A 19549-nucleotide genomic window follows, 5' to 3' on the forward strand; every position below is an offset into this window, starting at 1 on the left:
CTCTTTATTTAGTTGTTCGGGCTTGTGTCGCCACGAAAATATTTAATCAACAGCTAACTTCTTATTTGGCGCGCGATTATAGACTAAATTTCGTGAATGTAATGTTATTTATGCTTTTTTGTGAGTTATTTTTAATTTAATAAGAAAAAATCACTCCGATAATGAGCATAGTACACCTCATTCAAAAGCGCCATTGAGTATAAGACTGATGGTGTGTCACTACGTGACCAGGTACGGGATAAGGAGGAAAATGCAATGCTTGATTAAAGGAAGCGAAACTGAAAGCGCACTGCATCGGGGCCTGGGTCTTTAATATTAAGTGACAACTCACGAGGCTGATACGGTTGCATAATAGGTTCAATGGTGGGTTCTAGGTACTCCTCTGGTTTAAAGCGGCGCAAAGCTACCACTTCAGAAGCGCTATTGAGAAAACTGATTTCCACATAGGGGTATTTCTGCGGAAAATTCGCTTCATTTTGTAGTGAGGCTTTAATAATTAAAAACTCAGGCGAATTCGGATGCGAAAACACATTACGACTGAGCATCTTGATACTTTTTAGATCACGTTGCTCTAAATTGCAATCCACCCATTGACATAAGGTGGCAACGATAGGTTGAGTGAGTGGTTGTTGCGCGAGCCAGTAACGGGTACTGTACACTAATTGTAAAAATAACAATAAAGTAAGGCAAATAAGACTGATGGCTAACCACCAACTAGCACGCTTTTTTTCACGTCTGCCATTATAAGGCGCAGTAGGCGGTAAAGGATTATTTTCATTAGTAGGCGGGACAGAGCGCTTAAATAGTTTAGTCACTTTACTCCAGAGAGAAGTTTTCGGAGCCGAGGGGAGGAGTAGATTACTGTGGCTAATTAAGCGTTCTTCCGGTAACGCTGTACTCAAGGTTTTCATGGCATCAAAAATGACATCACACTCACCACAACGTAATAAGCCTTGAGCGGTGGTGAGTTCTTTCATAGTTACCCTAAAGGTAGCGCGACAATTACTGCATTGTGTGTACATAAGTAAAGGCCGTTATGAGTATTGATTCATAGAGTAGGTTCGCTTTAACATTAATCTGCTAATTATTAATAAACGCTCTAAGCTTAAGAGCGTTTACCTGCGGCGCGAATCCATTCTTCTTGACTCACCACGTCCAGCGCTGCTGATAGGCTAGGCTCATAAGCTTGACGAATCATTGCAGTTTGTGTTGCCAAAATCCCAGAAAGAACTAAATCTCCTTCAGAGCGTACAAACTTGATAATCTCTGGTGCTAACTGCACCAAAGGGCCAGCCAAAATATTGGCCAGTACTATGTCAAAGGTTTGCTTGGGTAAGTCTTGAGGATAACAAGTTTGTATAACCTCGGCGGGAATATCATTACGAGCGGCATTATCTAAGGTGGCTTGTAACGCTTGGGGGTCAATATCGGTGGCCCAGACGGTCTTAGCACCCATTTTTGCCGCAGCAATAGCGAGAATACCCGAGCCACAACCATAATCTAAAACGGTTTTGCCTTGCAAAGAAGGAAATTGCCCTAGCCATTCTAAACATAAAGCGGTGGTAGGGTGATTACCCGTCCCAAAGGCCAGACCCGGATCGAGTAATACTTTAACACCAGCACCTTCGGGGACTTCATGCCAACTAGGATAAATCCACAGATGCTCGCCAAATTGCATAGGATGAAAGTTATCCATCCACGCTCTGACCCACTCCTGCTCTTCTAGCGTTTCTACCTTAACACTTTGTAATTGCCACTCATCTTTATTGGCAGCCAGTTCGAGCAGTATCCAATCAATATCCTCATCCAGAGGAAATAGCGCTGTAATGATAAGATCATCCCAGAAGGGAGTCTCACCGGGTAAAGGCTCTAATACCGGTTGATCCGCCGCATCTTGGTAAGTAATCGAGGCAGACCCAGCCGCCTCGAATAAATCACTAATCACATCCTTATGGGTGAGATTAGTGTGACAGACTATTTGCTTCCAGCTCATTTAAGTCCTAATTTTTTCTCTAAATAATGAATATCCGCCCCACCTGCTTGGAAATGGGCATCTTCCATAATACGTCGTTGTAGCGGAATATTAGTTTTAATACCGTCAATCGCCAGCTCACTTAAAGCACCGTGCATCCGCGCAATCGCTACTTCACGATTTTCAGCATGCACAATTAACTTACCGATCATCGAGTCGTAATAGGGGGGTACGCTGTAATCAGTATAAATGTGCGAATCAACCCTTACCCCTAAACCTCCGGGGGCGTGATAGCGAGTGATTTTTCCGGGAGACGGTGCAAAGGTATCAGGATCTTCGGCATTAATACGACATTCAATCGCATGACCGTGGGGGCGAATATCCTCTTGCTTCAAAGTCAATGCTTCGCCAGATGCAACTAAGATTTGCAGCTTAACTAAATCTACACCGGTAATCAGTTCAGTGACCGGATGCTCGACTTGTAGACGGGTATTCATTTCGATGAAATAAAATTCGCCCTTTTCATATAAAAACTCGAAAGTACCTGCACCCCGATAACCAATGGCTTTACACGCATCTGTCAGTACTTTACCCATGCGAGCGCGTTCTTTAGCGGTAATACCCGGGGCGGGAGCTTCTTCAACCACCTTTTGATGGCGACGTTGCATCGAGCAATCACGCTCACAGAGATGGAAAGCATTACCATGCTGGTCTGCTAGTACTTGGAATTCAATATGGCGTGGGGTAACTAGGTATTTCTCCATATACACCACATCGTTATTAAAGGCTGCTTTGGCTTCGGAGCGTGTCATTTCAATGGCGCGTAATAATTCTTCTGCTTTATGGACTACGCGCATGCCGCGCCCACCACCGCCACCCGTTGCTTTAATAATGACCGGATAGCCAATTTTTTTAGCCATCGCTAAGCATTCTTGCGTGTCATCAGGCACTGCACCCTCTGAGCCGGGGACACAAGGCACATTTGCCTTAATCATGGCTTCTTTAGCTGAAATTTTGTCGCCCATTAAGCGAATAGTTTCAGCACGCGGACCAATAAATACAAAGCCGCTTGATTCTACTCGTTCAGCAAAATCAGCATTTTCAGATAAAAAGCCATAGCCCGGATGAATGGCATCCGCTCCAGTCACTTCGGCAGCGCTAATAATCGCTGGAATATTTAGGTAGCTGTCCACCGAGCGGGGAGGGCCAATACAGACCGATTCATCGGCAAGACGCACATGCTTGAGATCACGGTCAGCCGTAGAGTGTACTGCTACGGTTTTAATACCCATTTCACGACAAGCACGCAGAATTCTAAGAGCAATTTCGCCCCGATTCGCAATTAAAATCTTTTTCAGCATAGGGTGTACCTTGCCTTAGCCAATGACAATTAAAGGCTGACCGTATTCGACCGGCTGTTCATTCTCGACCAGAATAGCTTTCACCACGCCGGCTTTATCGGTGCTAATCGGGTTGAGCATTTTCATCGCTTCGATAATGCATAGGGTGTCACCTACATTGACACTTTGACCGATTTCCACAAAAAACTTAGCGCCCGGAGAGGAAGCACGATAAAAAGTTCCCACCATAGGCGATTCAATCACATGACCGCTAGGAATACCTGTTTCAGCCGGTGCTGGAGCTGCACTAGGAGCAGATGCAACAGTAGCGCGTGGTGGTTCAGCATTCATATAAATGGGTGCTTGCATTGGCATACCCATAGGCACAGGAGCAGGTAGGGCGGACGTGCGGCTAATACGTACCGAATCCTCACCTTCCTTGATTTCAATTTCAGCAATATCGCTGTCTTGTAGCAGATCAATCAGTTTTTTTATTTTGCGAACATCCATCATGATGTAGTGTTCCTGGCCTTAAGTTGTCAAAAATAGGATTAGCGCAAAGCTAGGTGGCTCGAATCCATCGCTTTGCCTGAAATTCAGTTGTAGTTAGGTCTCTCAACAGCGGATTTAGACTAGGAGACCGAGCAGAGTAGTGCGCTATGCTATCAAACCCTCTCAGGGGATAGGCGCGTTTAATAATTGGACTCCCTGATCATTATACTCGCCTTAAACGCTAATAATGCTGGTCACTTAACTAAATTTAACCAGATCCCAACAGATTGGTGGGAAGTTTACACGTATTGGCTGCAATTCGCAGCCATTTACCACTATTTCCCCAGAATTAGTATGCAGCGATTTGAAGTGATACCTCTTTAAAGTTATCCACAATTTCTGTGGATAACCCCGTGTATAACTCAATAAATTGCCTTTTAAGCTATTGTTTATTTTAAATATTTATCAATTTGATGATATTTTAATCAAATTGCGGATAATTTAGCTTTTAAGAAGGGTAAAATTTCAGACATAGCTACCTTTTCAGCCTCGCCCCCAAGACGTGCTTTATACTCCAATTCACCCGCTTGTAAGCCACGCTCTGAAACCACGATACGGTGTGGGATACCTAATAGCTCTTGGTCGGCAAACATCGCCCCCGGACGCATATTACGGTCATCTAATAGCACTTCAATGCCTTGAGCTTGGAGCTGTTGATAGAGTTCTTCCGCTTTTGCAGCGACTTCGGGCATTTTATGCATATTCAAGGGGGCAATCACCACACTAAACGGCGCCATTGCCGTAGGCCAAACAATTCCCGCCTCATCATGATTTTGCTCAATAGCCGCCGCCACAATGCGCGATACTCCAATACCATAGCAACCCATGAACATGATCTCACTTTTGCCCTGTTCATTGAGTACCGTAGCATTCATGGCTTGAGAATACTTCTTGCCTAGCTGGAATACATGACCGACTTCAATACCACGAGCAATGTCTAAAGTACCTTGACCATCAGGGCTAGGGTCGCCTATTACTACATTACGCAAATCAGCCATCCGCCCTTCGGGTAAATCACGACCCCAGTTAATACCAAAGTAGTGATGATCGTCTTGATTAGCACCTGCTCCAAAATCAGCCATATTCGCCACAGTACGATCAACGATATAAGGAATAGGGCAATTAACCGGACCTAAAGAGCCTGCACCCGCTCCCATGATGGAGCGAATGTCTTCATCGGTGGCAAATTCTAAAGGTGAAGCGACTTCAGGTTGCTTCTCGGCTTTGACTTCATTCAGGGTATGATCGCCACGAATGAGTAATGCGACAAACTTAGCCTCGACTTGATCAGACGCTTTTACGATTAAGGTTTTAATGGTTTTTTCAATAGGTAAAGCGTAATTGGTGACTAAAGCGTCAATAGTTTTGGTATTGGGGGTATGGATTAGGCGCAAGGCTTCAGCAGGAGCGGCACGTTCTGTGACTACGGGTAAAGCTTCGGCTAATTCAATATTCGCGGCATAATTGCTTTGATTAGAAAAGACAATATCGTCTTCACCGGAGCTAGCCAGCACTTGAAACTCGTGCGAAGCATTGCCACCAATAGAACCAGTATCGGCTTGTACGGCGCGGAATTTTAGCCCTAAACGGGTAAAGATGCGTGTATAAGCATCATACATATCATTATAAGTAGCTTGTAATGAGTCTTGCGTGAGATGAAATGAATAAGCATCCTTCATAATAAACTCACGCGCCCGCATTACGCCAAAGCGCGGGCGTACCTCATCACGGAATTTAGTTTGGATTTGATAATAATTCAGCGGAAGCTGTTTATAGCTGGTTACTTCTTTACGCACGTAATCAGTAATGACCTCTTCATGGGTAGGACCATAACAAAAATCACGTTGATGACGATCTTTAATCCGCAGTAATTCAGCACCGTATTGTTGCCAACGTCCAGACTCTTGCCATAGCTCAGCAGGTTGAACGGCGGGCATTAAGACTTCAATCGCGCCTGCACGATTCATTTCCTCGCGTACTACTGCTTCAACCTTACGTAATACCCGCAAACCATAAGGCCCCCATGTATAAAGACCAGAGGCTAAGCGGCGGATCAAACCGGCTCTAAGCATTAATTGTTGGCTGATTACATCCGCGTCATTGGGTACTTCACGCAGGGTATTAATAGGAAATTGAGAAACGCGCATTTAAATCTAGTCCATCCTAATGTTTGAATGGGCGCGATTATACTGGGTTTAGTCTTTTTTCTCACCCGCTGCGCTCGCCTTACCCAATACCTCCGGAGTACAAATAGTACTGAGGTTCTTTTCCGCCTCTTTAATTTTAGCGTCACGCTCTTCGGCAGTGAGTAGGCGCTCGCCTTGCTCATCTTTCCAGCGAATTAAAGTATTAGCCAACATTTGCTTTAACGATAGCTCTTGTTCAGTACAAAAGGTTTCGACCTTTTTCTTGTCTTGCTCGCCTTTAGCTTTGGCCTCAGCTAGATCTTTGGGGATTTCGGGTAGATCTTTTTCCGGAACAACCGGCTCTTTAGTAGTAGGCGGAGTTTTACCGCTGGCTTTGGAGCTATGTAGATAAAGCTCAGCATCCATATTTTTAGCTTTAACATTAGGCGGAGGGGTTTGTGAGTAATGGGTCTTACCTTGAGCATCTGTCCATTTATAAACTTCTGCTTGAGCATTAAGAGCGCTATAGCTGAATGCTAGCGCTACTAGGAGAGTGATAACAGGTTTCATAATTGATCTTTTATGCGTTAATAAGTGCTGTTTATCTTTGAATAGAGTATGCCATGAATTGTTGCCTAAAGGAGGTGCTAATCATCGGATAGCGAGCAAGCGTTGATTGAGTTCCTCAACAAAAAAGCGAAAACGTGCCGCATTGGGGTTGTCTTTCCATAAATACAGTAGGTATTCATTAGTCTGCGCATGGCGGAAAATGACTAGATTGGTGGTGTAGAGCAGGAATTTTTGCAACGGGATAAATGCACCCACAAAGAATACGACTGCCAAAATATAGAGCAATCCTACTTGCGTTTTATAAGCAGCAATGAGGCATCCGATAGCACAGGCAAACACAATAATCGTATTGAGTAACCAGAGCATGGAAAAGGATTGGGCATAGGTAGGATTGGGTTGGAGCATAGGCAGTGGAATGCGCGTTTGTGCTTGGTGCAGCAGTGAGGATTCGTTAATGGTGAGATGTTGCCCACTGAGGGTTAGGTGGCGTTTGCCAAACAGCCAGTGGCGCTGTTGGAGTTCAATAGGGGTATCAGGTTGCATTGCATTATCATCATTAGTATGGACTGGTTTAAGTATGGACGACGAGGCGAATAGTGCGCCAATACAAACCGATAATCTGCGAGTGTGGGGTGTTATGTAGCGCCTAAACTGTAAAAGTTTAGTGCTGTTCTAGCGTTCACCTGCAATCCGCAAAGCCATTTCAACAATAGTGCCCGATAAAAAATACCCTGAACGTTGTAACTGCTCTAGTAATGGTTTAGCTTCAGCAATTAACCCTTTACGCTTAGCAATAGCAATGACCCCAGCACTACCTAATATCTCTGTACACGACAAAACCACTAACTTATTGATTTAGCATGTTTGTCATGGAGATGGTGAAAGTCCACCGCTCCTATGTTTTACTCTCTAGTTACCACACAGGAGAGCAAAATGGATCTGAGCGATGGACTACGTGACAGTTTAAAAGCCCACTTGAGTTGGGGCAAGCCCCGTTTGGATTGTTTTGTGGGAATGCTGCATACTTTGCTGAGTGCGCGACAAATGAATTTGGCGTTGTTGGCGGTACACATAGATTCTGACACCGACATTGGTTCCCGCTATCGACGGATGCAACGCTTTTTTAGCCAAGTGTTCTTTAATTACAATGACATTGCCCATTTTCTTATGGGAATGTTCGCCTTTAGTGGTCAACAATACTACCTCACACTCGACAGAACCAACTGGAAATGGGGCAAATCCAACCTCAATCTCCTGACTTTGGCGGTTGTTTACCAAGGTGCGGCTATCCCCGTTTACTGGATGGTGTTGAACAAACGCGGTAATTCTAACCAACGTGAACGTATTGCCCTGCTGCAACGATTTATCAGCCAATTCGGGCGCAACAACATCTTGGGTGTGTTGGCTGACCGTGAGTTTATTGGTGGTCAATGGTGGAAGTGGTTGTCTTCCAAAGAGATTCCCTACTTGATTCGTATCAAGGGTAATCAGTTGATGACCGACAAACACAAAAAAGAGGCGCATGTCCGCTCGCTGTTTGCCAACCTCAAGCCGGGTAAACGGCGCGTTCTCCGTCACCGTCGCGACGTTAGCGGGGAATGGGTTTGGCTCAGTGGCTCAAAGCTGCCCAGTGGTGAGTTGTTGATTATCGCCAGCAACCACTACACGGCTGATCCCATTGGCACTTATCGGCTACGTTGGGAAATTGAAAACCTGTTCCAATGCTTGAAAGGGCGTGGTTTTCACATGGAAGCCACTCACTTCACCAAACCCCTCGCATCAAAAAGATGATGGCGTTGCTTGCCATTGGCTTCTGTTGGGCGCACAAAGTCGGCGAATGGAAGGAAAAAGCCGTCAAGCCTTTGAAGACGAAAAAACATGGACGCAAAGAGCAAAGTGTCTTCCGTTACGGCTTGGACTACTTGACCGATTTATTGAATGGAAGGGTACGGGAAAAAGTGGATAGGCTTAGGCTGCTGCTTCTGTTCCTTTGTCCACCACAATTCATGGCGATCGAGGATGGACGGATGAAACTCAGGCGATTTTCTTTTGAAAAAGATTCAATGAGTTAAGCGAATTGTCGTGTACAGAGACCTAATATATCAAGTGATAGTCTGCGGGCTACTTTGCGTCCTTTTGCTTCATCTATTATTAAAATGATAGCTTCACCCGCGCTTTTTAAACTAGAAGCCCACTGAATCGCACTTTTTTCACCCGGATCAAGACCCTCAGCTAAACCGATTAACTCAGTCTTAGCCATTTCACCTAAATCAGGTTGGCAGACCTGCAACCATCCTGCATCGAGTGCTGCTTGCAAAAGCGCTACCTCAGCAAACGCTCGGTTGCTAACTATTTCGAGCTTGATAATTTCTGTGATTTTCACTTGCCCAAATAAATTTTGTAGCAGATGTAAATGCTCAATGCGAGCGAGAGCAATCAAGGGGCTAGCATCAGCAATAACGATGGTCGAACTCATGCAGCCTCATCATTGCTATTATTGTGTAGCCACTGCTCAGCAAAGGTAGCCTCTGCTTCTACTTCATTCTGAGTGTAATCGGCAACAGGAATACCTTGTTCAGACACAATAGTGATCATTTCAGATAGGGACTTATTAGCCACTTTTGCCGCTGCCATCAGAGAAAGCTGCTTATTTCGGAATAGAGAAATACCTAGTACTAGGCGCACTTGTTCAAGATTAGGAATACCGGATAACTGCTCCATACTGATAATCAGTGAATCGGGTTCATCACGGTTAGTGACCATTACTAGATCTTGCTTAGCATAACGTAGAGCAACAGAAGGATTATTTTTTAATTGGCGTATATTTACAACTTGCATGCTATTCCCTCCCTATGTAGGAACATACAACAAAGTATAAGTGAATAGCACAGATCTGCAAGGGCAAAGCATTGTGCTAGCTAATCACTTTGAATCCCCTATAGCCCCTTTGCTATGATGCAGGCAGTTTAATCAGGGGTATGTACTCATATGGATTCGATTCTGACGCGCATTGCTAGTGAATTAGCCGTCAAACCACACCAAGTTCAAGCCACAGTAGAACTATTAGACGAAGGCTCGACCGTTCCCTTTATTGCACGCTATCGCAAAGAGCGCACTGGGGGCTTAGACGATACGCAATTACGCTATTTAGAAACGCGCCTCTTGAGCTTACGTGAATTAGAAAAACGTCGTGAGACTGTGCTCAATTCTATCCGTGAGCAGGGAAAACTCACCCCCGAACTAGAAGCACAAATTAATCAGGCTGATACCCGTACCGTCCTCGAAGACTTATACCTACCCTATAAACCTAAACGTCGTACCAAAGCGCAAATCGCCCGCGAAGCAGGCATTGCTCCCTTAGCTGAAGCTTTGTTAGCTAACCCTACTCTTGATCCTATGAGTGAAGCAGCTAAGTATCTCAATCCCGAATTAGAGTTTAATGAGGCTAAAACGGTACTCGAAGGTGCAAGGCAGATCATCATGGAAACGATGGCAGAGGATGCTAATACTGTGGGTGATTTACGCCAATATTTATGGGAGCAGGGCGTACTGAGTTCCAAAGTGATTGAAGGTAAACAAACCGAGGGGGCGAAATTTGCCGATTATTTTGCCTATCAAGAGCTACTGTATAAAATCCCTTCGCATCGTTATTTAGCCCTCTTGCGTGGACGCAATGAAGGCATACTCGATTTAACCCTCGATATTCCTGTCCCTGAAGGGCAAATCCATCCTTGTGAAATAAAGCTGGCTAAGGCATTTGGGATTCAAGACAAAGGTCGTAGTGCAGATAAATGGTTACTCGATACCGTGCGCATGACTTGGAAAGTCAAACTACATAGTCGTTTAGAGTTAGATCTTAAAAATCAGCAGCAAGAAGAAGCGGATAAAGAGGCGATTCGTGTGTTTGGGGCTAATTTAAAAGATTTATTGCTTGCCGCTCCCGCAGGGGCACGAGTGACGATGGGTCTAGACCCCGGACTACGCACGGGTGTGAAGGTTGCAGTAGTGGATACGACAGGCAAAGTGCTGGAAACCGCGACAATTTATCCTCATGTACCCCACAATAAGTGGAATGAGTCTATTGCCCAGCTAGCGGCTATTTGCCAGCGCCATAAGGTCAATCTAATCAGTATTGGCAATGGCACGGCGTCACGCGAAACGGATCAATTAGCCAGTGAGTTAATTAAAAAGTGCTCTGATCTGAAAATCACCAAAATCGTAGTATCCGAGGCGGGGGCTTCGGTCTATTCGGCTTCTGAATTAGCGGCTAAAGAGTTTCCCGATCTGGATGTAAGCTTACGGGGTGCGGTCTCGATTGCACGACGCTTGCAAGACCCACTCGCCGAATTAGTTAAAATTAACCCTAAGTCGATTGGAGTGGGGCAATATCAGCATGATGTGAATCAAACTGAATTAATGCAAGCCCTGAATGCCGTAGTAGAGGATTGCGTGAATGCGGTTGGTGTGGATGTCAATATGGCTTCAGCCCCACTGCTGGCGCGTATTTCGGGTTTAAATAATACTCTTGCGGACAATATTGTTGCCTTTCGACAAGAGCACGGGCGTTTTCGTAATCGCGAGCAATTAAAAAAAGTACCGCGTTTAGGCGCTAAGACTTTTGAACAAGCGGCGGGCTTTTTGCGTATTCGAGACAGTGATCATCCCCTCGATGCTTCAGCCGTGCATCCTGAAGCCTATTCATTAGTGGAAAAAATGGCTAAGGGTAGTGGTATCGCTACGGCGCAATTAGTCGGTAATGCTGAGTTAGTGGCTAAGCTAAAACCTGCTGATTATGTGACCGAACAATTTGGTTTGCCGACTTTAAAGGATATATTAGCCGAGTTAGAAAAACCCGGACGTGACCCGCGCCCTGCATTTGTCAGTGCGACTTTCCGTGAAGGGGTAGAGCGTATCGAGGATTTACAAGTCGGTATGCTATTAGAAGGCGTGGTCACTAATGTGGCGAATTTTGGTGCATTTGTGGATATTGGAGTGCATCAGGATGGCTTAGTGCATATCTCGCAATTGACGGATAAGTTTGTAAAAGACCCGCGTGAGGTAGTGCGTACTGGTGATGTAGTCAAAGTACGAGTCGAGGAAGTGGATGTTGCACGTAAACGGATTGCTCTGACTATGCGCCTACAAGCGGCGAATCAATCCGCTAAAAGTATGGACTCGAAAAGTACCCCTAACAAAACTTCGCAGCCTAGTACCAGCTCTAAAACTAAAGAGGCTACCAAACCGCTGGGCAATTCAGCAATGGCGGCTGCATTTGCGCGTGCCGAGAAATAAGTGAGGTAATCAATATGTTAGTTCGGTGGATGCAGTGGGCGAAGTACCTATTTGTGATCTTAGTCAGCAGTGTATTAATGAGCTGTGCGCCGCAATATGAGACGCGCTATGAACTCACTCCACCTAAGACAGCAGTGGGATTACAATGCTTAAAGCCGTGTGAAGCCAAGGCGCAACAATGCAATAATAGCTGCGCGACACGCTATGCAAGTTGTAGCGCTAAAGCCGAGCAGCAAGCTAAACTCGACATGCCTAAACGCATGCAGGAATACGAGGTTGCTTTAGCAGTATGGCAGGAGCGTTATACTCGCTATGTTCAAGATAAGACGCTTTACGATATGCGTCGTGATCAAGCACGAGCTATGCGCGACTTATGTATCAGTACCCAAGATAACCCTAGAGCTTGCCCACGTCCATTTAGGTCATGGGGCGCACGTCCTGTCGAGCCTGAGGATAAACCGGTGGCTCCTACTCTAGCGACGGAAACTAAACGTATTCGTGATGCCAGTTGTCAGCTTGATTGCCAATGTGATGCCCAATATCGTAGTTGTTATAGTAGTTGCGGTGGTGGTGTTAAGCCGCAGTCCATCTGTGTTAAAAATTGTAACTAAATCAGACTAAACGGAACCCCTATGAATAAACTTGCTCTTGTTGCGACTGTCCTCGGTGTGTTAGGTGCTGGTTGGGCGGGGAGTACTGGGTATGTGGGTCAACAGACTCAAGCCACCCTTAAAACACAAATTGAACATGCTAACCAGATGATCAGCCAAAGCCCTCAATTAGAGGGGATGAAACTAGAGCTAGTGGATTATAGCCAGTCATTTTTGACTGCACAGGGCAAGGTCAAAGTGAGTTTACCCACACAATTGGGTGAGGACGTACCAGAGGCGTTGAATATTCTGCTAGATGTGCAACACGGCCCGTTATTGTGGGAGTTAGGTAAACCTAGTGTGGCATTAGCACGGATTAACAGTCGTTTAGATGAAAGTAGTTTTAGTGCCGAAACTCAACAGCAGCTTAAAAACTTATTCAATAGCCGTGCGCCGTTGGTGGTAGATACCGAATTAAAGTTTGGTAATAGCGCTGATTATACCCTAGTGATGAATCCGCTCAGCTATGACAACGCCGAGCAGGGTGGCTCCGTTAATTTTGCCGGTTTTAATCTAAAAGGCTCCTCTACTCTAAGCTCGGAACAGGGGCAGTCAATATTGAGTGGTCCTTTAGAGGGTAAAATTGGCAAAGTCGAATTTAAAGGTGCTGATGAAACCGTTATTTTGCTACCAGAGTCAGAGTTAAAAGCTGAGGCAAAAGGGGTATTAGGCGGAGATCTAATAAGTAGCGCTATGGATTTAACTCTCCCTGGTATTTCGATTAAAGCCAAAGAATTACCTGAGCCTATCAGTTTTGGTTTGAATTTAAAAAGTACCAGCGCGGTGCAACATACTGATTCTGAAGGAACCTTTAGTTTAACGATTAGCGATTTAATTACACCTGTTTTGCCGACCAGTAAGGCGAGTTATAGCTTTAGTTTTAATGGTTTGAATACAGCAGGTCTAAAGGAAGCTAGTAAGGCTTTTAGTGCTTTAGAGCCGGTACAAAATGAGCTGCGTTTATTAGATGAAATGAATGCAGCTAATCAGACAGGGGTAAACAGTGAAACTGTTACCACGGCAGAGTCGCCCACTGAGACGGAAGAGCCTGCTAGCACTACGCCGACTCCCGATGCTGAAACACCTTCGGAGTCTGCTGAAACTCCATCCGCTCCTATGGCAGAAGATGATACGACCGAAGGAGTAGCCGAGGGAGAGACAGTAGCGGCTATTCCAGATGATCAAGCCCCAGCGGAGACCGCAGTCGAAGAAGAGGTGCTAGTGGAGGAACCGCCCGAAGTGCAAGCTAAACGGGCTGAGTTAGAACAAAAACAAGCAGAGCTAATGAGTCAAGCTTTTGATGTAGTACTGACTCAAGTACTACAAGCTGATAAAAGCCGAGTACAGCAAAATATCAGTCTGGAAAATAAATTAGGCTTAGCCAAGTTAGAGGCTGATTTAACCTATGTGGGTAATAAGGATAAGCAGCCTATTAATGTAGAGGTATTAAAAAATTTAGAGCCACAACAAATAGTGCAGTTAGTTAAAGGCAAGATTAATTTTAATTTTGACCATGATTTATTTCCTATGGCGGCTTTATTCTTAAATCAGCCCTTTATTACTAAGGAAAACAATCAATATAAAGTGAGTCTGGAATTAACGGGTGATCAATTAGTCTTAAATAATAAACCTATGAGCTTCGATGAGTTTGTGGCATTAATGGGTAATGTCTCTGAGGCTGGTCTAGGTGGTGCTGATGAGGAAGCGCCTAGTGATGCTAACACTACTGAGACGCCTTCGCCCGATGCAGAGCAGGAGCAAGAACTAATGCCAGAAGCTACTCCCACTCCAACAGAAGCAGCGCCTGCCGTAAGCCCCCAAATCAATTAAGTACTTGAGCCAAAGTAATCGTGTATTTCCTCCGCAGGCGCTGTAAATACGTCCGTGTACGCTTCAAGGCGGCATCCCTGCCGCCAAGACTGCTCCAAAAATATACGATTACTTTTAGCTGGCTACTTAATCAGTGTTTCATGCAGTTGCAAGTGTAATCAATTATATCAATAGGGGTGATCTGCGGGTCTGCCTTATCGCTAGGAGGATAAATAGTGGAAGCTGAATCAATGCCCACGTATTGGGTTTATAGTTGTGAGATTCCAGTGCGTTGGGGCGATATGGATGCATATGGGCATGTGAATAATACCGTGTACTTTCGCTTTTTGGAGGAGGCACGGGTACAAATGCTTGCCGATTGGGGAGCGGGGGATATTCATAACTCTACTATCGCACCCGTGATTATTAATGCAGGTTGTACTTTTTTACGTCCTATTGATTACCCCAATACCGTCAAGGTGGATTGTTATATAGGGCAATTAGGGCGCTCTAGCGTGATGACTTATTACAAAGTCTATACCGTGTCTAATCCTGAGATTGTGACCACTGAGGGGTATGCTAAAACAGTGTGGATGGATCACTCAACTGGTAAATCAGCGCCCATTCCTGATCCGATTCGAGCACGGCTTGAGCAGTTTATGCAGGTTTCTTAGATTTAAGTTTTGTCGACAATCCGCTTAGCATGTTAACCTTGCACCCTATCCCAAAAGGGTTAATGGAGCCAAAACATGACTGTCATAAAGCAAGCTGACGTGATTGCGAGTGTAGCCGATGCGCTGCAATTTATTTCTTATTATCACCCCAAAGATTTCGTGGGTGCCATGTATGAAGCATGGCAACGCGAAGAGTCACCTGCCGCTAAAGATGCAATTGCCCAGATTCTAGTCAACTCACGGATGTGCGCGGAAGGTAAGCGCCCCATCTGCCAAGATACGGGTATTGTTACTGTCTTTGTTAAGATCGGCATGGACGTGCAATGGGAGGCTACTATGAGCCTCACAGACATGATCAATGAAGGGGTACGCCAAGCCTATTTGAATCCTGATAATGTACTGCGTGCCTCTATCCTCTCTGACCCCGCAGGTGCGCGTAAAAATACCAAAGATAATACCCCAGCGGTAATTCATTACGAGATCGTGGCGGGTAATACTGTCGACATTCAGGTCGCTGCTAAAGGTGGTGGTTCAGAAAATAAATCTAAAATGGCGATGCTCAATCCCTCTGATAGTATTGTTGATTGGGTACTGAAAACCGTTCCTACTATGGGAGCAGGATGGTGTCCTCCGGGAATGTTAGGCATTGGTATTGGGGGCACGGCTGAAAAAGCGGCACTCATGGCCAAAGAAGTGTTAATGGATCCTATTGATATTCATGAACTCAAAGCGCGTGGTGCGAAAAATCGCGTAGAAGAATTACGCTTAGAGCTGTTTGAAAAGGTTAATGAGTTAGGTATTGGAGCACAAGGCTTGGGTGGTTTGACGACGGTGCTCGATGTCAAAATTATGGATTATCCTACCCATGCGGCTTCTTTACCCGTATGCATTATTCCTAACTGTGCAGCAACACGTCATGCTCATTTCGTATTAGATGGTTCAGGTCCCGCTTTCCAAACCCCACCGAGTTTAGAAGATTGGCCGGATATGACCTATCAAGCCGGAGCCAGCGCTCGACGGGTTAATCTCGATACGGTAACACCAGATGAGATTAAAACGTGGCAACCCGGCGAGGTAGTATTACTCTCTGGCAAAATGCTCACCGGACGCGATGCAGCGCATAAGCGTATGGTCGATATGCTGAATAAAGGCGAACCACTGCCTGTTGATCTGAAAAACCGCTTTATCTATTACGTAGGTCCAGTTGATCCGGTGCGTGATGAAGTAGTAGGCCCCGCAGGTCCCACCACTGCCACACGTATGGATAAATTCACGCGCCAAATTCTGGCTGAAACAGGCTTAATCGGGATGATCGGCAAATCGGAGCGTGGCCCCATTGCCATCGATGCGATTCGTGATTATGGCGCGGTGTATTTAATGGCCGTCGGGGGCGCTGCTTATCTGGTGTCTAAAGCCATTGTGGGCGCTAAGGTATTGGCCTTCCCAGAGTTAGGGATGGAAGCCATTTATGAGTTTGAAGTCAAGGACATGCCCGTCACGGTAGCGGTCGATAGCCAAGGTATTTCGGTTCACAATACGGGGCCTGAGCATTGGAAGCATATTATCGAACAGAAAATTGCCGTTAGTACTTTAAAAAGCTGATCTTTATCCCCATATCTGATAAAAAAATACTATTGTGGAATGCCGTCTGCTGTGTATGATGCAGGCGGTCTTTTTTGAGGTTAGTGCATTGAGTAACACCAGTATTTATCGGATTTCATTCGTCAACCAAGACAAAGTGTATGAAGTGTTTGCCAAACAAGTCTATGAGGCAGATTTATATGGATTTATCGTGGTTGAGGAGTTGGTGTTTGGGACACAAAGTGAGCTATTGATTGATCCGGCTGAGGAACGCTTAAAAACCGAGTTTGAGGCGGTGACGAGAACCTTTATCCCGATGCACGCCATTATTCGCATTGACGAGGTAGAGAAACCAGGGATTAGCAAAATCCATCCGGTCAATGGCGCTGCCACCAATAATGTCAGTCCTTTTACCCGTCCTAGTAGTAATAATAAAAAGCGCGATTAATGCTCGCGCTTTTCTTTCTTTTTTAACTGTTGATCGTCATCATACAAGGCCATTAAGTTTCTTTGTACTTCCGTATAACTAGCCTTATCATTTTCAGTTATTAAATAACGAATTTTAGGAATCATACCGCTGCGATGATAGCGCAATTGATGTTGTGCTAGCAGTTGCATGAGTCGCCACTGTTTATAATCACTACGACGAGGAGGCTCAAATAAATAGCCCATGTCAGTAGCTTTAGTATGACACGTCAGACATCTAATTTGATCACTTTGCTCCACCCGGATATAACGCACAAAGGCTGTTCTGCAATGAAAACACGCCCATTTACTGCGATATAACTGGCTAGGTTTTCTAGTAGGATCCATCTTTAAAGCACTTCCTTAGGGATTGCTAAGTCTCCATTATTACTCTAGAGGTATGAACAGGCTTAGTGTACGCCCAAGAGCTGAATAGCCCAAAACAATAAAAAGCCTGCGAAGAGTACTAACATATAAAAGGGTTTTTCTTCTACTTCATGCGCTTCTATTAATAATTCTTCAGTGACTAAATAAAGTAAAGCCGCAGCACTAGCCGCTAGAGCCGCTGCAATCACTACCGTTGAAGCACCTGCTAATAGCCAATTCCCTAAGTAAGCAAACACTAAAACGGTGGCTCCTAAAGCCGCTGAAATCGCTACAATACGCCAGCCTTTGAGATAGTCTGAGGTCAATGATAGGCCTAAAAAGAGTAATTCAACGGATAAACCTATTGCGAGTATTGGACCTGTTTCACCTCCAGCAGCAAAGCCTGCACCAATAATAAATCCATCTACCGCTATATCAATAAAGGTAGCCGCGATCAGACCACTATCTATCGCTGGCTCATTAGGATGAGATTGAGCGAGAGCATGGGATTTAGCTTCTTGGTGGGTAGCCCATAATTTAAGCAGATACATCAATAATGTACCCGCCGCAAAAGAGCTGAGTAATACTCGCCCCGGAGCATGTTCGCGGCTGAGTTCGGGAAATAATTCGACCGCTAAAGCAGCCAATACAACCCCCGCCGCAAAATGCTGAATGAGGCTGCGCATTTCGCGTGAGGGATGCCAAATCAGCGCTAAAATGCCACCCCCTAGAGCAACTAGGGCAGGGACTAACATAAAATAAAATGGATTCATAATAATAAAACCTTAAAGTGAGCGAGATGAGGTCTTAGGAAAGCATACTGTGACTTGTAGACCTGATGTCGAAGCAGGTTTGCTAAACGCAACAGTCGCCTGATGAATCGCAGCAATCCGCTCCACTATCGATAACCCTAACCCACTACCACTAGCTTGATTGCCCAGTACTCGATAAAAACGCTGGCTGATTTTTGCCATTTCTTCAGTACTTAAACCTAAACCATTATCACTGACCACTAAGGTAGGATGAGGAGTATTCACTAAACTCAGCGTGACCCAAGTTCCAGCAGGTGTATAGCGAATCGCATTATCCACTAAATTGCGTATCAGTACTTGTAGTAATAAAGGTAAGCCCATAATGGTCACCTCCTCACCCTCAGTGAGTTCTAAACTAATACTTGCCTCATGCGCTTTTGGAGCGAGTTCCACTACCACCTCAGTCATTAGAGCGCGTAAGGCACAGGGCTGTAATTGCATATTAGCATTACTGTCTAAGCGAGCTAGGGTAAGTAATTGGGCAATCAAATGAGTCGCACGTTGGCAGCCTTGTAGAGCGTAATGTAAAGCGTGTTGGCGTTCGGTTTCCTGTGTAGCTGATTGAGCCACTTGTACTTGAGCACTAATGCCTGCAATCGGGGTACGTAACTCATGCGCAGCATCCGCCGTAAAGCGGCGCTCATTATCCATCATGGTCTGAATGCGCCCAAATAAACTATTTAAGCGCTCAATCAGGGGGCGTACTTCAGCGGGAGCAGTTAAAGTGAGTGGAGTCAAATTACGTGGTTCACGATGAGCAAGCATCTGAGCTAAATTAATCAACGGTTTTAAGCCCCAACTAGCGCTCCACCAAATTAAGCCCGCCATTAGTGGCAATGCAATCATGAGTGCAAAGACTAGGCTTTTAGTCATGTCATGGACGACTTCATCGCGCAATAAAATCAGTTCTGCGACTTGTACTAGATGCTTGCGCTCTTGATCCCAAGCACTAAACACCCGCCAGCGTTGTTGCTCAATCACTGAGTCGCTAAAGCCTTCGGTTTGAGTACTTAGTAAGGTGTTGGGTGCATTTTGTGAGTGCAGGGTAAGACGCTTGCCTTCATACCATAATTGAAAAGCCACCCGCCGCGAGTATTTATGTAATAAGGGTGCGTGCTCCATATCAATATCATCGTCCTCCTCATCATCGTCATCATATTGCTCTAAACCTTGTGCCATGAGTAAGGCTGCGGTTTGCGCGAGGTGAGCATCTAAAATTTCATTCACCTCATGTTCGCTATAGTGGTAAATGACTAAAGAGGCGATTAACCATAGTCCAGTAATCGCACTCAGCAGAATCAGGAGCAGACGTTGTTTTAAAGACATAAGTTTAGAGCGTT

Annotated in this window: 21 protein-coding genes; 8 read left to right on the forward strand and 13 right to left on the reverse strand. The window is 45.2% G+C overall.

The annotated features are described in order from the left end of the window. Positions 1-263: 263 nt before the first annotated feature. The 8 genes from IPL34_RS11690 to IPL34_RS11725 form a co-directional block, all read right to left on the reverse strand. Positions 264-1022: a zinc-ribbon and DUF3426 domain-containing protein gene (locus tag IPL34_RS11690; protein ID WP_296841626.1), complete on the reverse strand. Its 759-nt coding sequence runs from the start codon at positions 1020-1022 to the stop codon at positions 264-266. A gap of 83 nt (positions 1023-1105) precedes the next feature. Further along, positions 1106-1993, reverse strand: coding sequence for a 50S ribosomal protein L11 methyltransferase (gene prmA / locus IPL34_RS11695; protein WP_296841627.1), 888 nt, complete (start codon positions 1991-1993; stop codon positions 1106-1108). Next, positions 1990-3333 carry an acetyl-CoA carboxylase biotin carboxylase subunit gene (accC, locus tag IPL34_RS11700; protein WP_296841628.1) on the reverse strand — a complete coding sequence of 448 codons (1344 nt, stop codon included), beginning with the start codon at positions 3331-3333 and terminating at the stop codon, positions 1990-1992. The genes prmA and accC overlap by 4 nt, the downstream gene beginning before the upstream one ends. 15 nt (positions 3334-3348) lie before the next feature. Further along, positions 3349-3822 (reverse strand): acetyl-CoA carboxylase biotin carboxyl carrier protein, encoded by a 474-nt coding sequence (accB, locus tag IPL34_RS11705; RefSeq protein WP_296843067.1) that lies wholly within the window; start codon positions 3820-3822, stop codon positions 3349-3351. 467 nt (positions 3823-4289) lie between these two features. After that, positions 4290-6011, reverse strand: a complete 1722-nt coding sequence (locus tag IPL34_RS11710) for a proline--tRNA ligase (protein ID WP_296841629.1) — start codon at positions 6009-6011, stop codon at positions 4290-4292. Between the two features lie 48 nt (positions 6012-6059). Further along, the gene (locus IPL34_RS11715) at positions 6060-6560 is read right to left on the reverse strand and encodes a DUF4124 domain-containing protein (RefSeq protein ID WP_296841630.1); all 501 of its coding nucleotides are present in this window, start codon (positions 6558-6560) and stop codon (positions 6060-6062) included. Between the two features lie 81 nt (positions 6561-6641). Continuing rightward, complete coding sequence (locus IPL34_RS11720; RefSeq protein ID WP_296841631.1) at positions 6642-7103, reverse strand: hypothetical protein; 462 nt, start codon at positions 7101-7103, stop codon at positions 6642-6644. A 129-nt stretch (positions 7104-7232) separates the two neighbouring features. Continuing rightward, complete coding sequence (locus tag IPL34_RS11725; protein ID WP_296841632.1) at positions 7233-7397, reverse strand: DUF3368 domain-containing protein; 165 nt, start codon at positions 7395-7397, stop codon at positions 7233-7235. Between the two features lie 96 nt (positions 7398-7493). Here IPL34_RS11725 and IPL34_RS11730 point away from each other — a divergent pair, with 96 nt between their 5' ends. Together IPL34_RS11730 and IPL34_RS11735 are read left to right on the forward strand one after the other, a co-directional pair. Continuing rightward, positions 7494-8351, forward strand: a complete 858-nt coding sequence (locus tag IPL34_RS11730) for an IS4 family transposase (RefSeq protein ID WP_296837415.1) — start codon at positions 7494-7496, stop codon at positions 8349-8351. Continuing rightward, a complete protein-coding gene (locus IPL34_RS11735) occupies positions 8348-8632 on the forward strand; it encodes a hypothetical protein (protein ID WP_296835791.1) in 285 nt (94 codons plus the stop codon). Before IPL34_RS11730 ends, IPL34_RS11735 begins: the two co-directional genes overlap by 4 nt. On the opposite strand, the gene IPL34_RS11740 is transcribed toward IPL34_RS11735, so the two are convergent. Both IPL34_RS11740 and IPL34_RS11745 read right to left on the reverse strand, forming a co-directional pair. Then, complete coding sequence (locus tag IPL34_RS11740; RefSeq protein WP_296841633.1) at positions 8629-9036, reverse strand: hypothetical protein; 408 nt, start codon at positions 9034-9036, stop codon at positions 8629-8631. The two genes, IPL34_RS11735 and IPL34_RS11740, sit on opposite strands and share 4 nt — an antisense overlap. Continuing rightward, on the reverse strand, positions 9033-9398 hold the full coding sequence (locus IPL34_RS11745; protein WP_296841634.1) for a UPF0175 family protein: 366 nt from the start codon (positions 9396-9398) through the stop codon (positions 9033-9035). The genes IPL34_RS11740 and IPL34_RS11745 overlap by 4 nt, the downstream gene beginning before the upstream one ends. A gap of 150 nt (positions 9399-9548) precedes the next feature. Between IPL34_RS11745 and IPL34_RS11750 the strand changes: the two genes are divergently transcribed. The 6 genes from IPL34_RS11750 to IPL34_RS11775 all read left to right on the forward strand — a co-directional run bounded on the left by IPL34_RS11750 (position 9549) and on the right by IPL34_RS11775 (position 17014). Next, the gene (locus IPL34_RS11750; RefSeq protein ID WP_296841635.1) at positions 9549-11852 is read left to right on the forward strand and encodes a Tex family protein; all 2304 of its coding nucleotides are present in this window, start codon (positions 9549-9551) and stop codon (positions 11850-11852) included. A 14-nt stretch (positions 11853-11866) separates the two neighbouring features. After that, positions 11867-12463 (forward strand): hypothetical protein, encoded by a 597-nt coding sequence (locus IPL34_RS11755; protein WP_296841636.1) that lies wholly within the window; start codon positions 11867-11869, stop codon positions 12461-12463. Between the two features lie 21 nt (positions 12464-12484). After that, the gene (locus IPL34_RS11760) at positions 12485-14332 is read left to right on the forward strand and encodes a DUF945 family protein (RefSeq protein ID WP_296841637.1); all 1848 of its coding nucleotides are present in this window, start codon (positions 12485-12487) and stop codon (positions 14330-14332) included. A gap of 215 nt (positions 14333-14547) precedes the next feature. After that, positions 14548-14985 carry a thioesterase family protein gene (locus IPL34_RS11765; RefSeq protein WP_296841638.1) on the forward strand — a complete coding sequence of 146 codons (438 nt, stop codon included), beginning with the start codon at positions 14548-14550 and terminating at the stop codon, positions 14983-14985. A gap of 75 nt (positions 14986-15060) precedes the next feature. Continuing rightward, positions 15061-16587: a fumarate hydratase gene (locus IPL34_RS11770; protein ID WP_296841639.1), complete on the forward strand. Its 1527-nt coding sequence runs from the start codon at positions 15061-15063 to the stop codon at positions 16585-16587. Between the two features lie 88 nt (positions 16588-16675). Beyond that, complete coding sequence (locus tag IPL34_RS11775; RefSeq protein ID WP_296841640.1) at positions 16676-17014, forward strand: DUF1820 family protein; 339 nt, start codon at positions 16676-16678, stop codon at positions 17012-17014. Here IPL34_RS11775 and IPL34_RS11780 read toward each other — a convergent pair. From IPL34_RS11780 to IPL34_RS11790, 3 genes are all read right to left on the reverse strand, one after another. Beyond that, entirely contained in the window at positions 17011-17379 is a 369-nt protein-coding gene (locus IPL34_RS11780) for a hypothetical protein (RefSeq protein WP_296841641.1), read from the reverse strand. The two genes, IPL34_RS11775 and IPL34_RS11780, sit on opposite strands and share 4 nt — an antisense overlap. A gap of 62 nt (positions 17380-17441) precedes the next feature. After that, positions 17442-18170 carry a zinc permease gene (locus tag IPL34_RS11785; protein ID WP_296841642.1) on the reverse strand — a complete coding sequence of 243 codons (729 nt, stop codon included), beginning with the start codon at positions 18168-18170 and terminating at the stop codon, positions 17442-17444. A 12-nt stretch (positions 18171-18182) separates the two neighbouring features. Continuing rightward, entirely contained in the window at positions 18183-19535 is a 1353-nt protein-coding gene (locus tag IPL34_RS11790; protein WP_296841643.1) for an ATP-binding protein, read from the reverse strand. Positions 19536-19549: the final 14 nt, after the last annotated feature.

Source organism: Thiofilum sp. (assembly GCF_016711335.1).
Taxonomy (GTDB): domain Bacteria; phylum Pseudomonadota; class Gammaproteobacteria; order Thiotrichales; family Thiotrichaceae; genus Thiofilum.

Bases quoted from the DNA above. Each gene is read 5' to 3' on its own strand.
- IPL34_RS11690 (WP_296841626.1), bottom strand. From the start codon at position 1,022: ATGTACACACAATGCAGTAATTGTCGCGCTACCTTTAGGGTAACTATG.
- prmA (WP_296841627.1), bottom strand. From the start codon at position 1,993: ATGAGCTGGAAGCAAATAGTCTGTCACACTAATCTCACCCATAAGGAT.
- accC (WP_296841628.1), bottom strand. From the start codon at position 3,333: ATGCTGAAAAAGATTTTAATTGCGAATCGGGGCGAAATTGCTCTTAGA.
- accB (WP_296843067.1), bottom strand. From the start codon at position 3,822: ATGGATGTTCGCAAAATAAAAAAACTGATTGATCTGCTACAAGACAGC.
- IPL34_RS11710 (WP_296841629.1), bottom strand. From the start codon at position 6,011: ATGCGCGTTTCTCAATTTCCTATTAATACCCTGCGTGAAGTACCCAAT.
- IPL34_RS11715 (WP_296841630.1), bottom strand. From the start codon at position 6,560: ATGAAACCTGTTATCACTCTCCTAGTAGCGCTAGCATTCAGCTATAGC.
- IPL34_RS11720 (WP_296841631.1), bottom strand. From the start codon at position 7,103: ATGCAACCTGATACCCCTATTGAACTCCAACAGCGCCACTGGCTGTTT.
- IPL34_RS11730 (WP_296837415.1), top strand. From the start codon at position 7,494: ATGGATCTGAGCGATGGACTACGTGACAGTTTAAAAGCCCACTTGAGT.
- IPL34_RS11735 (WP_296835791.1), top strand. From the start codon at position 8,348: ATGATGGCGTTGCTTGCCATTGGCTTCTGTTGGGCGCACAAAGTCGGC.
- IPL34_RS11740 (WP_296841633.1), bottom strand. From the start codon at position 9,036: ATGAGTTCGACCATCGTTATTGCTGATGCTAGCCCCTTGATTGCTCTC.
- IPL34_RS11745 (WP_296841634.1), bottom strand. From the start codon at position 9,398: ATGCAAGTTGTAAATATACGCCAATTAAAAAATAATCCTTCTGTTGCT.
- IPL34_RS11750 (WP_296841635.1), top strand. From the start codon at position 9,549: ATGGATTCGATTCTGACGCGCATTGCTAGTGAATTAGCCGTCAAACCA.
- IPL34_RS11755 (WP_296841636.1), top strand. From the start codon at position 11,867: ATGTTAGTTCGGTGGATGCAGTGGGCGAAGTACCTATTTGTGATCTTA.
- IPL34_RS11760 (WP_296841637.1), top strand. From the start codon at position 12,485: ATGAATAAACTTGCTCTTGTTGCGACTGTCCTCGGTGTGTTAGGTGCT.
- IPL34_RS11770 (WP_296841639.1), top strand. From the start codon at position 15,061: ATGACTGTCATAAAGCAAGCTGACGTGATTGCGAGTGTAGCCGATGCG.
- IPL34_RS11780 (WP_296841641.1), bottom strand. From the start codon at position 17,379: ATGGATCCTACTAGAAAACCTAGCCAGTTATATCGCAGTAAATGGGCG.
- IPL34_RS11785 (WP_296841642.1), bottom strand. From the start codon at position 18,170: ATGAATCCATTTTATTTTATGTTAGTCCCTGCCCTAGTTGCTCTAGGG.
- IPL34_RS11790 (WP_296841643.1), bottom strand. From the start codon at position 19,535: ATGTCTTTAAAACAACGTCTGCTCCTGATTCTGCTGAGTGCGATTACT.